A 15,806-nucleotide genomic window follows, 5' to 3' on the forward strand; every position below is an offset into this window, starting at 1 on the left:
CTGCAGGATAACTCGAGCTCCTCAGTTCTGACTACCAAGAATTTAGATCTAAGTGATTACACCGAACTGATCGTGGAATTTGATTACCAAGTGGAAGACTTTGAAGAAGGGGAGGACTTTTGGCTGCAACTCTCCACCGATGGAGGCAAGACCTATGAGAGAGTGGTTACTTTTGTCAAGGATGTGGATTTCCTGGATGATGGAACAGTCTATCTCGAATCCCTGGTGATTAAGGGATATAAGTTGACCAAGAAAACGCGGATTCGATTCCGCTGTGATGCCAGCAATGATAAGGATGATCTCTTCCTGGATAACCTAGGCCTATGGGCCAAGTAGATTAACTTTTCTTTCACCCCACAGCTACCCGCTTTCCTCACCCTCCGATTAAGCCGCCATTACCTACTCAGTATTGATTAGCTGGCAAAGCTTGGGGCTTACCAAGATTTTTAATTCTCTAAGGCATCATGCGGGTTGAATATTGAGACATTACGTATTCATCTTGCTTTCAAATATTCGAGAAACGATTAGGAGAATAAGGGCAACAGATGCAGGTAAATACTCTCCATCTCCTGCATTGATATGCGCAGATAGCGCTAATAGAAAATTAAAAAAGAATCCGGCGTAGGCCCATTCTTTCAGTAATGGTGACTTTCTTGTTAAAATGGCAATGACTCCCAGAAGCTTCATCAGTGCCAATGGATATATGATATAACTGGGGTAGCCAAGTTTTGTAAAGGCTTCAAGAATTGTCTCATGTTGAATGATGTAGACTGAGGCACTCATAAGCATCAGTGCAGAGAGTAAACCTGTAGAAATCCAGTAGATTATCTTGTTACTTTTTTTCATGGGTAGTTTAAGTATACTGTTGAGTGGTAGTTGTTATGTCTGTGCGGTTCTAGCGCGCATTACTGCAAAGCCTCTCCAAGTGAAGCAATTCTGGTGTCTGTTGTCGATACAAAGAAAACTGATGGATGAACGAACTACTAAACAGGCCTACTAACTAAATGGAAAGTATACTCTAGCTCTATGCCAGGCTGATATTATTTTTGCCACGCAGTTATTTACATCTACATGGCTTTTATATGGATTAGAACAACTAAGCTAGGTAGTCACTGCCCTCACAAGATTTAAATGGTAATTGCCTAAGTGTCGTGTATTAGTGAAAGCATGCTGTTACGACAACGTATTATATCGAGAAATTTTCTTTCCAGTCTGCTTTTATCTATCGTATGTTTAGTTTCTGAGTCTGGTGTTTTGTTACAAGCAGATTCTCAAGTAGATGCTTCAACCATTCATGGCAAACTCATGTGTGGTTATCAGGCATGGTTTAGACATCCGGGAGATGGGTCTACCCCTAAGGGAGGAATCGAAAAGAATAGGGACAGGTGGGTTCACTGGTGCTCAAGGCAGAATCCAAGAAATATTACTGTCGAAATGTGGCCTGATATGTCGGAATACTCCAAGAAGTATGATACGGGTTTAAAATTTAATAACGGTGAGCCGGCTTATGTATTTTCAAGCTGGGATCCCGCAGTATTTGATCTCCATTTTCGCTGGATGAAGGAATACAATATCGATGGAGTCTATCAACAGCAGTTTATTGGACAGTTATATGAAGAGCGCGATCTGCATATTCTGAAAAATGTCAAAAAGCACTGCGAAAAATACGGACGCGTTTTTGCCCTCGAATATGATGTAAGTGGTTCGGCAAAAAATCTACCTCTTGTCTTGAAAGATTGGGAGAGGATTGTTGAGGAGGGCTTCACGAAAAGTCCGTCTTATTTGCACCATAAAGGAAAACCATTGTTGAGCATTTGGGGCTTTGGTTTTACGACGCGTCCCTACGAAGCTGATGTGGCCATTGATTTTATTAATAAACTGAAGAATCATCAAAATCCAGCATGTCGTCCGACATTGATTGGGGGTGTTCCTACGGCATGGAGAACATTAGATCGTGATTCTCGCTCCGATCCAAAGTGGGCCGAAGTGTATGCGATGTTTGATGTGATTTCCCCTTGGACAGTAGGTCGCTATGGTAATCAAGCACTGGCGGATAAGCATTTTAAGGAATATTGGGAACCAGACCTCAAGCACTTAAAAAAGGCTGGTGTCGAGTACCTACCTATTATTTTTCCAGGAAGCTGCATGGCTAATTTGAAATCTACCAAGGGGGAAAGTGTTCATAATAATTTTTCAAGACAGGGGGGACACTTCATATGGCGTCAAGCTTACAATCTGATCAAAGGAGGAGCGAAGACTATTAAAATAGCCATGTTCGATGAAGTCGATGAGGCCACAGCTATTTTCAAAACAACGGTTACTCATGATGAGGTTCCTAATGTCAATCAGTTCCCCTTAGGAAAGCATCCGCCAGGTCTTTTTGTAACGATGCAAAGTGATGGTTTTGATATTCAGAGTGACCATTATCTAAAAGTGGCAGGAGAAATTAATAAGTCCTTGGATAATCCCTCTACGCTCAGCGAAGTCCTTCCCTTAGAGGCTCCTTTGCTACGTGAGGCTACATCTAAACCAGATGCTTTGATAGCGATACGTCCGATCCGTAATACTAAGATAGGTGAGGCATTAAAAAATGGTAAAACAGCCAGGATGGGCAAGCCACCGCACTCTTGGTACGAGCGTGCCTGGAAGGGCGAGAATCATGTCTGGAGGTTAGAGGAATCCCAAGCACTCCATCTGCAAATAGGAGAGAGTTATGGCAACGCCGTAAAGAACCAGTTGACAGTGAAGGTCGACTTCTTTGCTGATGCTGGAGGTGTCCTGGGAATTGAATATTTAAAAAGCAATCAAAGCAGAACTAAGGTTGAAGAAGAGATAAACGGACTTAAAGGCGGTGAGCAATCCCTACAATTTGTATTGGATGGGATCACTTGCAAACGCCAATTACCTGGCAAAACAGATTTGAGGATTTATCGCAAAGACGAAACTAAAAAGTTTGCTGCTGTAGATATCAAAACGCTCACTTTTATCAGAGATTAAGAGTACACCTATAGGTTATTTTGCCTAATTAGTTATTTAATTTGGCCGAATACTTAAGAAATTAGATTTATAGTCTTTTGTTTTGACGAAGATCTTTAGGATCAAAACAAGATCTATGTGTTTAGATTTCTATTCCTTGATACTCAGATTTGAGTCATGAAGAAAAAAATACTTTTTGTTGATGATGAGCAGTTTGTTCTAGATGGCATGAAGCGCTCTATGCGCAAGATGCGGGGTCAGTGGGAGACTGACTTTGCAAATTCTGGTCACGCAGCGCTAGAAAAAATATCAAGCAGTCATTACGACATTATTGTCTCCGATATGCGTATGCCTAAAATGAATGGAGCGCAATTATTACAAGAAGTTAAGCGTCGTGATCCGCAAACCATCCGCTTTATGTTATCAGGTTATTCTGACCAGGATCTGATTTTGCAATCACTCAATGCTACGCATCAGTTTTTAAATAAGCCTTGTAATCCAACCCACTTGATGGAAGCGATGGCAAGAGCAGAAGATATAGAGCAATTTCTAGGTAACAAGGAACTTGAAAGCCTATTAAAGGGAATGAACCGAGTTCCTTCTATTCCGTCTCTCTATAGAGCGGTAAATGAAAAACTAGATGAGCCTTCCTGCGACTTGCAGGAGATTGCGGAGTTAATCAAACAGGATCCTGGCAGCACTGCCAAAATACTCAGCATTGTTAATTCGGCATTTTTTGGCAATCCACAAAAAATGGTTGATCCATTAGAAGCTATTCAGTATCTGGGATTAGAAATCGTCAAATCACTTTTGTTATCTAGTCAAATTTTTTCTCAATTCGAAGAAGTAGAAAAAAGAGGTTTCCCTATTGATAGCTTATGTAACCAGAGTCTTAAAACGGCTCATTTAGCTTCCAAGATAGCAGCATTTGAAAAAGCAGAGAAGAAGACAATAGATGAAGCATTCACTGGAGGTTTACTACATGACATAGGGCAATTGATATTATATTTCAATTTTCCTGATACTTATAATGAGATCTTCGAAAAGACTAAAAATGGTCAAGTAAGTCTCTCAGATTTAGAAGAGGAATTAATTGGATCTAGTCATGCTGAAGTAGGCTCGTTTCTCTTAGGTCTTTGGGGGCTTCCACTACCAATTATTGACGCAATTCGTATGCATCATTCTCCTAATTTATCCTCAGACTTAAAATTTAGTGCTCTTACAGCAGTTCATGTTGCAAGCGCTGAAATGAAAGAAGAATCTCTCAAGACAACTGAAGATAAGGTGGATCTAGAATATCTTAAAAAATTAGGCCTTGATGACCATCTTCCAGACTGGATTGAACTAATCAATAACAACCAAGGTGATTTCTAATGGATACAAAGATTCTATGTGTTGATGATGAGGAGAACGTGGTCCTTGGATATCGCAGAAGCCTGAGAAAGTCCTTTAAAATTATTACAGCCACGAGTGGGGTTGAAGCTTTAGAAAAGCTAAAAAATGACGGACCTTATGCTGTTATTGTCTCAGATATGCAGATGCCCTCCATGACCGGAGTTGAGTTATTAGCTCAATCAATGGAAATAGTTCCTGACACAGTTCGTATTATGCTGACTGGTAATGCCGATCAAAAAACTGCAATTGATGCAGTTAACGATGGTAATATTTTTCAATTTTTAAATAAGCCATGTAGCTCTGAGGTCCTAGAGAAAGCTATTTCTAGAGGAGTACGCCAATATAAGTTAGTAACAGCTGAGAAGGAGCTTTTAGAAAATACCTTAAACGGAAGCATCAAGACGTTGCTAGATATTTTGTCAATGATGGATCAAAAGGCGTTTAGTCGTTCGCAACAGCTCAAGAAAATGGTTCAACGCTTTTGCACTTGTTTCGATGTTCAAGAAGTTTGGGAGTTAGAGCTTGCAGCGATGTTAAGTGATATAGGAAAAATTACTATACCACCCCTTGTTTTACAAAAAATCCAAGATCACCAAGTGCTTACGGATGAAGAAAAAAAGATATATGAAAAAGTTCCCGAGTTAAGTCATAATCTTATCTCTAATATTCCTCGCCTAGAGGACGTTGCAGAAATTATTTTTTACCAGAACAAGAATTATGACGGCTCAGGATTTCCTTTGAATAATAAAAAGGGTGAAGATATACCCGTAGGCGCTCGCATTTTAAAGATTCTTTCTGAGCTAGTCTATTTAGAGTCAAGAGGCATAGATAAATTCTCTGCTATTGAGGAAATGCAGAAGAGGCAAGGTGTATATGATATTCAAATCTTAACAGCTGCTGCGGCCGGTTTTGAAGAGGTGGAAGATGAGGAATACACGGTCCAAGAGATTACGTGCATCAAAGACTTCTCTCCAGGTCAGATATTACTAGGAGATATCAGTGACCAACAAGGCACTATGATTTTATCAAATGGTAATGAATTGACCTCAATGCATATTCAGAAGATTAAGAATTTTTCAGAAATTACCAAAATAGTATTTCCCATTACAGTGCGTGTACCGAATTATTCAATAAAAGTTCTTCAGAAAGGATAAAACTCATGGCCTCTTCAAAACAAATGCTTGAGAATATTTCGAAAGATACAATCACATCACCAACGTATAATTTTTGCCAAGAGAAGGTTTTATTCGTGGATGACGATGCCAAAATTCTCTCAACTATGAAAAGGCAATTTCGCTCTGCCTTTATTATTGATACAGCAGAATCTGGAGCAGCAGGCTTAGAGTTGCTTAATAATGGTGAAGAATATGCAGTCATTGTAGCCGATATGAAGATGCCATATATGGATGGTGTTGAGTTTCTAAAGAAGGCCAAAGTAGCTTCTCATGATTCTATTCGAATCATGCTCACCGGTAATGCAGATCAAAAAACAGCTATAGATGCAGTTAATCAAGGACAGATATATCAATTTCTAAATAAGCCTTGCGATAAAGATGTCTTAGAAATGACAATCAAGTCTGCCATAAAATATTACTGGCTATCCCAAGCAGAGCGTGAGTTATTTGAAAAGACACTTCATGGTAGCGTAAAAATTATGACAGAGCTTCTCTCCATGACACGGCCTCAGCTTTTTAAGCATGCGATTAAACTTCAGGATCTAGCTGAAGATTTTGGTAAACACATGGAAGCAGAAAAGCCTTGGGTGATGAAATTAGCAATCATGCTCTCACAAATAGGCTTTATGACCATAACGGATGAATTGGCAGGTCGAGTTAGAGCAAATAGGAGCTTTACTGCAAAAGAGGAGGAAATTGTTTCAAAGATACCCCTAAACACTGCAACACTCTTATCCCAAATCCCCCATTTAGGAGAAGTCGCTTATGTTGTTTCTCACTTAGATACTCAATTTAATGGGTTCAATTCACCGGATCGTAGCGAGGGTGATGATATTCCCAAAGCTTCAAGAATTATAAAAATTCTCTCAGATTACCTCAATTTACAATCACATGGTCAAAGTAAACAACAGGCTCTTGAAACGATGTTTCAACGCAAGGGATGGTACGATCCTTCAATTTTATTTTCTTTCAAGAGCTGGCTTTTAGAACACCAGGTGTCTGCAACTAAGAAAAAGGCGGTATCTCTCAATGAACTCAAAATTGGTGATATTATTATGCAGGACATAGTAAGTCCTAATGGAAATTGTTTGCTAGATGCCTATGAAAGAATAACGGCTATCAGGCTTCAGCAACTACACAATCTGAGTGAACTGATAGGTTTAGTAGAACCCGTTTACATTGAAGATTATAGCGAATGATTTTATAGGCTGAATCACAATCCGTCTGAAAAAATCTGATAATCGACAGACTGATCATACGCTCATGGGCATATGAATAGAGAAAGTGGTACTTTTTCCTTCCTCGCAAGTAAAACTAAGTTTACCTTCATGCTTTTCAGTGATAATAGAGTGACAAATAGATAAACCTTGGCCCGTTCCTTTACCAACTTCTTTGGTAGTAAAAAAGGGATCAAAAATTTTGCTTTGAATATCTTTGGGAATGCCTCCTCCAGTATCTTTAATCCAGATGAGGACTTCCTTATCTAAAGCTTTAGTGCCTACTTCGATAGTTCCTTTTTGGCCTTCTTCCATTTTTTCTTCAATCGCCTGAGCAGCATTCACAACCAAATTTAAAATGACCTGGTTAAATTCGTCAGGGAAGCAAAAAACATGAGGACATTGGTTATCGAATTGTGTCTCAAGGTCGGCAACATATTTCCATTCATTTCGACTAACCATAAGAGTGCTATCGATAGAGCGGTTTAAATCTATTTTAGCCTTTTCGCTGGAGCCAGGATGGGAAAAGTCTTTCATGGCACTCACTATTTTCGTGACACGTGTGATGCCATCCTTTGCATGTTTGAGTGAGAGTGGTGCTTCTTCTCTCAAGAAGTCTATGTCTCCATCTTCCTTAAACTGAGAAACTTGTTCTTTTAAACCCCTTTCTGGGGCGTCCCTATCAATTTTTTGGATGACCTTGTCATAGCTTGTTATGAGATTATCAAACCCTTCAATCACTTCTGTTAAAAAATTTAGGTTATCACTTATATATTGTGAAGGTGTGTTTATTTCGTGTGCAATACCCGCTGCTAATTGACCAATGGACTCCATTTTTTGAGCATGCAGTAATTGGACCTCCATTTTGTCCCTTTCCTCCTCAGCTTCTTTTCTTTGGGTAATATCGATAAAAGTTAGCACACGGCCTCTATAATGGGTATCTGTTCCCGCTACAGGTGATACCTGCATATTGACCCAAATGATCTTATTCTCAAAGGTCTTGAGTCGAAATTCGTGAGTGAATCCTTCACCAGATGCCAATGCTCTGTCCCAAAGCTGGATAGTTTCTTGGTGTTCTCTTTCGTGAATAAGAGCATGCCAATTTAGATAATCAGCAAATTGATCCTTTGAATATTCTACCAGTTTGATCCACTGTTCATTCCCGTAGTTAGAACACCCATTGGCATCGGTCCTTAAAATACCTACGGGTGATTTTTCGCTGAGAAAACGAAATTGCTCCTGACTTGCTTGTAGCTGACTTGTTCTTTGTTCAACTTTTCGTTCAATATTCTGCCGAGATATTTTTAGCTCTTTAGTCATTTTTGAAAAGTTATCGATTAATGCACCTACTTCATCTTTTCGTGTTTTTGGTAGTGGTGTGTCAAAGCGGCCGTCAGCTACTTCTTTACTGGCCATGGATAAGGCTTGCATGGGTTTGAGAAGAAAATATTCCAGGGCGAGCCCAATCAGTACACCAAAAAAGGCAACACTGAGCAGAATAAAAAATTGAAGTTCTCTGAGATAGATTTTTAGATTGGAAAGAGCTGAAGTGAAATCATAGACCAGATCCAATTGTCCTAATATAATATCTTGATGATAGATTTTTTGACTTAGGATTTGGATGACATCACTTTCATTAGGCAGTGGTTTTTCCTCCAGTGGGTATAGCACCATTCCTTCGGGATTGACTAATCTCAAATAGATCCAATCAGGATTTTGTTTTTGAACATTCCCAAGGTTATCGTAAATATTTGACAGTTTTTGTTCTGCCAAAAGTGGGAAAATTCCTTCAGCTACGCTTAACAAATTCTTTTCTAGATGTATACGGTTTTGCTGAATGTAGTCTATATTGAGTTTGGGTAACCAAAAGTAAGAAAAGTAGTAGGTAAAGCCAGCTCCTAATATGATAAGGGAAATATAGAGCTTTAGTCTAATATTCATTGATGAAGATTCGCGGTATTAAGCATTCCTTAAGGGCCTACAAATTCTTCGAGACCAAGTTGCTCCAGATTTAGATAGTCTTTATCCGTAGCTTGCATGGGGTCATTCATGGGAATATTTTCAAAGAGCACTGCTTGCATAGATGCTAATGATAACAATAGCTTTTGAATCTCGATTTTTTTATCGTTACCTAATCGAGGATGAACAATAATGGGGTGCGGATTGACTTTTGCGGTGCGGTAAATAATTTTCAACTTGTTCTGTAGACTTTGCTTTTGTTCATTAAAGGTTCTTTGCACGCCACCTCCTGCTTTCATCACTCCCTTAGCAACAAATAGGTAAACAGAGCTATGGGTTTTGACGTATTCCGGTTTGATATCTAATCCGTGGAATTTTTTAAGTTCTGCACGCATGAGGAGCGAGGCACCTAAGGCATTAGCAGAGGGAAAAGCAAGCTTCTGATTATGAAGCTGGTTAATATCATTTATACCGCTCGAATTCGATGCGACTAATATGCCCTGTAGTTTTTTACTCCCTGACATAATGATGGGAACATACCCTTGAGCTCTTTTTGCCATGATGTAGTGATAAGGGTTACAATACGCTAGATCAAATTCTCCAGCTAGGAACCGCTTCTCGAATTCACCGATACTGGTGGAACTAGAGAGTTTAAATAAGTCTCCTGTTTGATCTTCCAAATATTTTAATATGGGAGACCAAGTTGCTAGCAGGCGCCTTTGCTCAAATTGAGGCACAACACCAACTTTATATTCTTTGCTAAAGCTAATAGTTTCAAAGACGCTTAATAGAAATATAAGTGAAAGAATTGATGGGTATAGAAGGTGTTTATTTTTCATTTGGTTTGCACTTGATTTAAAATGAAATGGTTGATTGGACATAGAGAAAATCAGCATCATCTTGGCCTGTAGACCTGTTAAGAGCAGGATCCGTTTCATAGATGTAATTACCAGCGAAAAAATGCGCATAACCTACTTGTAAATTCCACCAATCATAGGGCTTGTAATTAACAATGAGGTTTAATTCATTGCCGACAAAATTTGAAACGCTGCGACCTATAGCATTTCCAAAGCGAGCATTGCCTCCAACAGCCCCTTGCCCTGCAAATCTCCAAGGTGTATTTGTAGAATCTAACCAAAATAGGTGATGGGCCAAACGAATATCTAATTCTTTGATCGGTTTGATTGTTAGACCAAACGTTAGATTATGCAGATTCATCCAAGCAAATCTGTCCATGATCCCATAACGGGCATCTTTCCCATGGTTGGCTGGGTGGAAGTTTTGAAAGGTATTATTTATTCCGTCCCCAGGGTTATCATCACCACTCGCATAATTATATTCTGTATAGAGACGTGGTTTCCAAGCGTGATCTAAATGGTAACCTAATTCAAGATGGCTGGCAAAAGCCAGGTGATCTTGTCTTGCAGTGTTAATTATGACTCCGGAGAGGGCATTACCAGCTCGGGTTGGGTTACTGATTTCTCCTACCTGAAAGTTAAGTTCCGCCTCAAAATCCCATGGTCCTAAGGCATTCTTTTTGCTTTTGAAGAGAGTTCCTAAGTTGATGTAGTCTCCAGCAGGGTGGTTATTTCCTGAACTTTGATTATCGACATTCGTTCTGATGGTGTTGACATCTACATCACTCTTGCTTCTGAGTATGGTATAGAAATGAGCATCGAAAACGGGAATTTCTTTCACATTAGCCCACAAACCAGTGACAAGGTCCTCGCTATCAGATTCATTGAAGGTATCAGTTGTATGGCGAACGAGATAACCTGCAAAGTATTCCAGCCAAAATGCTGTATCTGTATAGCGCAACTTTAATGAATCAAAAGTGCGCGCTTGGTTATTCCAATTGCCAGGGCCAAGAAGTCTGCCTTCACCGTATTTCCATATTTGCCTTCCTACTTTCAAGCTCAAAGGTGTTTCTTCAAGTGGTAACCACTTGAACCAAGCGTGACGAAGATCAATTGGGCTATCATTTAGGCCTAGCTCTCGATTTGTCACTGGCCCTTGAGGTTCATCAAAGAGAGTTCTTGAATCTTGCAATTGAGCATAGAGTGTAAGTTTATCCGTAGCGATCCATTTGAGCCCTAAACGAATTCTTGAAAGGAGTGCAACATCATCTCGCTGGTCGTTGTTATCGTTGAAATCAATCCAGTTTTCGCGCCATTCGAATTGCTCGCGCATTTGAAAATCCCAACGTAATTTTCCATCATAGAATTCAATAGCATCTCCCCATTTCCATTTGGAATCTTTTACTTCTTGAAGGTTTTCTGATTTAATGACTTCTAATGTACTCTTTTCGCTAGAAACACCGGCAAGTATACTTCCCTGGAGAATCAGTAGCTGGATGATTGTGGTGATCAGGCATACAGCTCCTAGATTTCCTAGCAACTTCACTAAATAGTGTGTCTTAATCATGTTCAATATTTCCTATGGTTGGGTTAAAAATTATGACCCGCCGTGTACGCAAACACGCTGTCTAGTGATCGGAAAATTTATAAAAAACTTTAAGATGATTTAAGAGCGCGACTTAAGGTAACTTTAAAGACTGATGATGTGATGAAGTTGAAGGAGATGCGCTGATCTTTGAGCCTACATTCTATGATACGAGTTAAATTTAACCCTGGGATGTAATCATCTCCGTGTCCGTGTGCAGCCATTTAAATGAGGCGTATATTATTTAATAGTGTAATTGGTATGGTTGTTATAGCCTCTTAAGATTAACAACGGTAAGGAGAAATAGAGATAAAATGTGTATCAAAAGATTAATGATCGTTTTTGGATTGGTTATTATATCAAGCAGTATTCAAGCAAAGCAAAAGGCACTGATTGTTGATGGCCAGAATAATCACTTAATTTGGCCAAAATCGACGCTGATGATGAAGCAGTATCTCGAAGACACGGGCCTATTTGAGGTAGATATTGAACGTATGAAATATACCTGGCGAGGAGAGAAACGTGAGGGAGCTTGGTTGCCCAAAGCCGGCCTGAGCAAAAAAACAGAAGACAAGCCGGAGCCAACATACGATCCCGATTTCAAACCATCTTTTGATCAGTATGATGTGGTTATTTCCAATTTAGGAGTGAAGACTGCTGATTGGCCTGAGGAGACGCAACGTGCCTTTGAAGCTTTTGTAAGCAATGGCGGGGGATTTGTTTCAGTCCATGCCGCGAATAATGCATGGGCGGACTGGAAAGAGTTCAATAAGATGACAGGTCTTGGAGGCTGGGGAGGGCGTAAAAAAAATGCCGGTCCCTATGTGTATTATACAGATGAGGGTAAGTTGGTGGTTGATCATGATTCTCCAGGGGCTTGTGGGAAGCACGGTCCCTCCCATGAGTTTCCCGTTACCATAAGGGTGGCGGACCATCCCATTACCAAGGATATGCCTATGGTGTGGATGGCATCCAAAGATGAATGTTGGGCGATGCTCAGAGGTCCCGCCGAAAATATGACAGTTCTTGCAACAGCTAAAGACCAAACCAAAAAAGCTCCAACAGATCGGCATGAGCCAGTTCTTATGGTAATCGACTACGGAAAAGGCCGCGTTGTCAACACAGCGCTTGGACATGATCTTGACGCATTTCAGGGTGTTGGTTTGATCACCATGCTACAACGTAGCGTGGAGTGGGCGGCAACTGGCAAGGTGACCATACCCATTCCCGATGATTTTCCTACTGCAGATAAGTCATCTAAGCGCGACTTCAAGTTTAAGGAATAGAGACAAAGCGCGCACCCTTGACCAAGTTAATGTAGCTTGGGTGAAGGAACTACCGTTAGTTTTTGCGTTTGTGAGATTTTAGTGGGGGGAAGAGCATTATCCTTCTGAGATCTTTCAATAAAAAACATTTGGCTGCGTAAAGGCTGCTGACCTTTAGGAGTATTTTTTCGCATGTAAGACCCATCTGAGTTGAGAACACGAGCTTTTACTGTGTCCTTAAGGTAAGTGTCGATGATTTCATCTTTAATCCGCCCGGTAATTTGGGGGTCCTCAATAGGGAAAACAGCCTCTATGCGGCGGAAAAGGTTGCGAGGCATCCAGTCCGCGGATCCTGCGTAAGCCTTGGGGTTGCCACTATTCTCAAAATAAAAGATTCGGCTATGTTCGAGGAAGCGGTCAACGATGGAAAGCACCTGGATGTTATCACTAACGCCAGGCACTCCTGGCCTTAAACAGCAAATACCTCGAATGAGTAGGTCGACTTTTACTCCAGCTTGAGAAGCTTCGTAAAGTGCTTTAATAGTAGCAGAGTCTACTAAGGAATTCATTTTAGCAAAGATGTAAGCAGGCTTGCCTTTACGAGCAGCATCCGCTTCAGCAAGAATCAACTCAATAGATTTATTGGCGAGGTCAAAGGGGGCGATTAGCAGCTTGTTAAAGCCGGGGTAGTCTGACATACCTGTGAGTGTATTAAAAAGGACTGCAACTTCGTTTGCTATATCAGGGTTAACAGTGAAGAGTCCTAGGTCCGTATAAAAGCGGGCGGTTTTGGAATGATAATTGCCTGTTCCCAAATGTGCATAATGCCGGATACGGTCCTCATCTCGACGAACAATGAGTAGGGTCTTGCAGTGCGTTTTATATCCCACAAGTCCATAAACAACGTGAATGCCGGCGTCTTCCATCCGCCGTGCCCAAGCTATATTGTTGGCTTCGTCAAATCTTGCACGCAATTCAACGAGTACCGTGACCTGCTTGCCCCTATGAGAAGCATTAATCAAGGCCTTAACCACTGGTGAGTCACCAGAAGTGCGGTAGAGAGTCATTTTGATAGCTAGGACCTTGGGATCTTCTGCGGCATACTCCAGCAATTCGGTTACAGCAGAAAAGCTCTCATATGGATGGTGGATGAGAATATCATGACTGAAGATAGATTGAAAAGGCGTTTTGCCGACTGCGAAAGGCAGGGGGTTGCACGGGGTGAAGGGGGCATCCTTTAATTTAGGATTTATGTCTAGCTCGCAAATGGGCATCAGCCGCAGAAGATTTATAGAACCGTTGGCTAAGTAGAGGTCATCTTCTTGCAACTCGAAGACTTTCAGGAGGTAGTTGATGACTTCACCGGGACAATCGTATTCCACCTCTAAACGTACCGCAGCCCCCTTGTTTCGGTTAAGAAGCTCTTCTTCGATTGAGGATAAAAGATTTTGAGCTTCTTCGTCGTCAATATAGAGATCACTATTTCGAGTCACTCGAAAAGCCCATGCACCCAATACAGTAGAGCCCGGAAACAGTGTGCTGATAAAATGAGTGATCAAACGGGATAGAAAGACAAAGTGATGGCATGCGGGAGAATCCCCGGGAAATGCCACCAGACGGCTCAGTGCTCTAGGTACTTGAACAATGGCATAGCGAAGTTCATCGGGGTTATCAGGCTTTTCCAGCATCACAATAATATTGAGGCTTTTGTTGAGCAATTGAGGGAATGGGTGGGCAGGATCTATAGCTAATGGAGTGAGCACAGGAAAAATTTCTTCATGGAAGAAATCCTTGAGCCAAGCGTAGCACTCCGGCTCAAGCTCCTCCATTTTAAAGAAGCGAATACCTTGTTTGACAAGGGTTGGTAAGAGCTCTTCATTCCAAGTGCGGTATTGATCTTCAACGAGCTTCAAGGTTCTTTGGCGTATCCCTTGAAAGATTTGTAAAGAGGACAGCCCATCCGGTCCAAAGTCGCTGGTCTTATTTTGAATTTGTTGTTTGATACCCGCTACGCGTATTTCAAAGAATTCATCTAAGTTCGAGCTCACTATACAGAGAAACTTGACACGCTCGAGAAGAGGGTGGGTAGGATCTTGAGCTTCTTCTAATACTCGGTGATTAAATTCTAACCAACTCAGTTCGCGGTTAATATATAATTCAGGGGAATCTAAGTCTAAGAAGGTCTCTGTATTCGGTGCCGTCATGTAATAATAACACGAAACAGTAACATAAACTAAAATGCATGGCTAGAAGTGGTTTTTTTATCTATCCATAGAGTTCTTAAGCCCTGGTCATGATGCCTCCAGTGAAAGATACAAAAGATTGGTCATAATCTTGGTACCATAACTCGTAGCTATCAGTGATGGCTCTTAGATTAAAATGCTGAAGAAGTAAGGTAAGCACCCCGACTCCATCAAAGTAAAACATGTTGTCGATAGAACTCAAGTGAGAGAAAAACGTGCTTAATAAGTTGCTTTCACAAACTTGCCAAAGGTGAGATTCCCAAGTTTTAACAGCCTGCTGAGTTACCCTATTGCCCGAAAAGCTGTGTTGGAATCGAGGACCAACATGACAACCATCAATGCTTGCAATCCAGCAAACCTCGTCAGGCGAATTGATATGACGGGTAACCGCTTCTTTTAGGTTAGTACCAAATTCTGTAAAAGGGTCTTTGGATGAGGGAATGATTCCATAGTGTATGTGTTGATGGAGTCCACCCATTAGGATAGGCAGGACTTGAAAAGTTTGCTCCGGGTAAAATAGTTCACGAATGACTTGTAGCCATACGATGACATACTCAAGCGAGTGTTCTCCTTCAAAAGTTTCAGGATAAAAAGCAATAGGCTCAGCAGAGGATTCCTCGAGTTCCTTCCATAAACCCATGTGGGTGGAGACTTCGCCCAGCGGGGTACTAAACGTAAATGGACAGCAGCTATATTCTGCAGGACAGCGATGTCCTACCCCGAGGATAACAAAAGTAGAAGGAAAACGACTCCGTCCAATAAGTAGATTATAAATTTGAGCGTAGATCGAGAGATTTACCCGAAAATCAATATGGGGTACAATTAGGAAATCAGCCTGTTCATATGTCTTGAGCTTTGAGCTTGCAGGAAACCTGCGTAGATACCCTGCAAATTTTTGTAAGATTTTTTCAGGATCTTCCGGGTAGGAAGTGTGGTGATGTTTTGAAGGTAATTCCATTGCCTCTGCCACGTGTCAAAAAATAGCGGAATTGGCATCCTTACAAAAGGCTGAAATGCTACGCAGAGGATCTAGGAAAATATTGCCTAGAAATACTCTTGGAATTCTGTTAGTAATAAAACTATTAGTAACTCTCAATGATGCAATGGAAGTTAAAGGAGATGTCTAACAGCTTG

Annotated in this window: 12 protein-coding genes; 6 read left to right on the top strand and 6 right to left on the bottom strand. The window is 40.9% G+C overall.

Going from position 1 to position 15,806, the window contains the following annotated elements; all coding sequences use genetic code 11:
* Positions 1–336 (top strand): hypothetical protein (locus tag AAGA18_11540; GenBank protein ID MEM9445969.1); only part of this gene is annotated, 336 nt, incomplete at its 5' end.
* Positions 337–486: 150 nt separating this feature from the next.
* Here AAGA18_11540 and AAGA18_11545 read toward each other — a convergent pair.
* Positions 487–846, bottom strand: a complete 360-nt coding sequence (locus tag AAGA18_11545) for a DoxX family protein (GenBank protein MEM9445970.1) — start codon at positions 844–846, stop codon at positions 487–489.
* Between the two features lie 321 nt (positions 847–1,167).
* On the opposite strand from AAGA18_11545, the gene AAGA18_11550 reads away from it, so the two are divergent.
* From AAGA18_11550 to AAGA18_11565, 4 genes are all read left to right on the top strand, one after another.
* Entirely contained in the window at positions 1,168–2,997 is a 1,830-nt protein-coding gene (locus tag AAGA18_11550) for a glycoside hydrolase family 71/99-like protein (protein ID MEM9445971.1), read from the top strand.
* Positions 2,998–3,153: 156 nt separating this feature from the next.
* A complete protein-coding gene (locus tag AAGA18_11555; GenBank protein ID MEM9445972.1) occupies positions 3,154–4,350 on the top strand; it encodes a response regulator in 1,197 nt (398 codons plus the stop codon).
* On the top strand, positions 4,350–5,525 hold the full coding sequence (locus tag AAGA18_11560) for an HD domain-containing phosphohydrolase (GenBank protein ID MEM9445973.1): 1,176 nt from the start codon (positions 4,350–4,352) through the stop codon (positions 5,523–5,525). Before AAGA18_11555 ends, AAGA18_11560 begins: the two co-directional genes overlap by 1 nt.
* A 5-nt stretch (positions 5,526–5,530) precedes the next feature.
* Positions 5,531–6,745 (top strand): HD domain-containing phosphohydrolase, encoded by a 1,215-nt coding sequence (locus AAGA18_11565; GenBank protein MEM9445974.1) that lies wholly within the window; start codon positions 5,531–5,533, stop codon positions 6,743–6,745.
* A gap of 54 nt (positions 6,746–6,799) precedes the next feature.
* Here AAGA18_11565 and AAGA18_11570 read toward each other — a convergent pair whose 3' ends face one another.
* From AAGA18_11570 to AAGA18_11580, 3 genes are read right to left on the bottom strand one after another with little or no spacing between them, the layout of a single operon-like run.
* The gene (locus tag AAGA18_11570; protein MEM9445975.1) at positions 6,800–8,704 is read right to left on the bottom strand and encodes an ATP-binding protein; all 1,905 of its coding nucleotides are present in this window, start codon (positions 8,702–8,704) and stop codon (positions 6,800–6,802) included.
* A gap of 29 nt (positions 8,705–8,733) precedes the next feature.
* A complete protein-coding gene (locus AAGA18_11575) occupies positions 8,734–9,561 on the bottom strand; it encodes a phosphate/phosphite/phosphonate ABC transporter substrate-binding protein (GenBank protein ID MEM9445976.1) in 828 nt (275 codons plus the stop codon).
* A 16-nt stretch (positions 9,562–9,577) separates the two neighbouring features.
* The gene (locus AAGA18_11580) at positions 9,578–11,146 is read right to left on the bottom strand and encodes an alginate export family protein (GenBank protein MEM9445977.1); all 1,569 of its coding nucleotides are present in this window, start codon (positions 11,144–11,146) and stop codon (positions 9,578–9,580) included.
* Positions 11,147–11,478: 332 nt separating this feature from the next.
* Here AAGA18_11580 and AAGA18_11585 point away from each other — a divergent pair, with 332 nt between their 5' ends.
* On the top strand, positions 11,479–12,450 hold the full coding sequence (locus AAGA18_11585) for a ThuA domain-containing protein (GenBank protein MEM9445978.1): 972 nt from the start codon (positions 11,479–11,481) through the stop codon (positions 12,448–12,450).
* Positions 12,451–12,476: 26 nt separating this feature from the next.
* On the opposite strand, the gene ppk1 is transcribed toward AAGA18_11585, so the two are convergent.
* Together ppk1 and amrB are read right to left on the bottom strand one after the other, a co-directional pair.
* On the bottom strand, positions 12,477–14,633 hold the full coding sequence (gene ppk1 / locus AAGA18_11590; protein ID MEM9445979.1) for a polyphosphate kinase 1: 2,157 nt from the start codon (positions 14,631–14,633) through the stop codon (positions 12,477–12,479).
* A 76-nt stretch (positions 14,634–14,709) separates the two neighbouring features.
* The gene (gene amrB / locus AAGA18_11595; protein ID MEM9445980.1) at positions 14,710–15,630 is read right to left on the bottom strand and encodes an AmmeMemoRadiSam system protein B; all 921 of its coding nucleotides are present in this window, start codon (positions 15,628–15,630) and stop codon (positions 14,710–14,712) included.
* Positions 15,631–15,806: the final 176 nt, after the last annotated feature.

This window comes from Verrucomicrobiota bacterium (genome assembly GCA_039192515.1).
GTDB lineage: Bacteria > Verrucomicrobiota > Verrucomicrobiia > Methylacidiphilales > JBCCWR01 > JBCCWR01.

Excerpts from the sequence above, each read along its gene's own strand:
- AAGA18_11545 (MEM9445970.1), bottom strand. The coding sequence starts at position 846 with ATGAAAAAAAGTAACAAGATAATCTACTGGATTTCTACAGGTTTACTC.
- AAGA18_11550 (MEM9445971.1), top strand. The coding sequence starts at position 1,168 with ATGCTGTTACGACAACGTATTATATCGAGAAATTTTCTTTCCAGTCTG.
- AAGA18_11555 (MEM9445972.1), top strand. The coding sequence starts at position 3,154 with ATGAAGAAAAAAATACTTTTTGTTGATGATGAGCAGTTTGTTCTAGAT.
- AAGA18_11560 (MEM9445973.1), top strand. The coding sequence starts at position 4,350 with ATGGATACAAAGATTCTATGTGTTGATGATGAGGAGAACGTGGTCCTT.
- AAGA18_11565 (MEM9445974.1), top strand. The coding sequence starts at position 5,531 with ATGGCCTCTTCAAAACAAATGCTTGAGAATATTTCGAAAGATACAATC.
- AAGA18_11570 (MEM9445975.1), bottom strand. The coding sequence starts at position 8,704 with ATGAATATTAGACTAAAGCTCTATATTTCCCTTATCATATTAGGAGCT.
- AAGA18_11575 (MEM9445976.1), bottom strand. The coding sequence starts at position 9,561 with ATGAAAAATAAACACCTTCTATACCCATCAATTCTTTCACTTATATTT.
- AAGA18_11580 (MEM9445977.1), bottom strand. The coding sequence starts at position 11,146 with ATGATTAAGACACACTATTTAGTGAAGTTGCTAGGAAATCTAGGAGCT.
- AAGA18_11585 (MEM9445978.1), top strand. The coding sequence starts at position 11,479 with ATGTGTATCAAAAGATTAATGATCGTTTTTGGATTGGTTATTATATCA.
- ppk1 (MEM9445979.1), bottom strand. The coding sequence starts at position 14,633 with ATGACGGCACCGAATACAGAGACCTTCTTAGACTTAGATTCCCCTGAA.
- amrB (MEM9445980.1), bottom strand. The coding sequence starts at position 15,630 with ATGGAATTACCTTCAAAACATCACCACACTTCCTACCCGGAAGATCCT.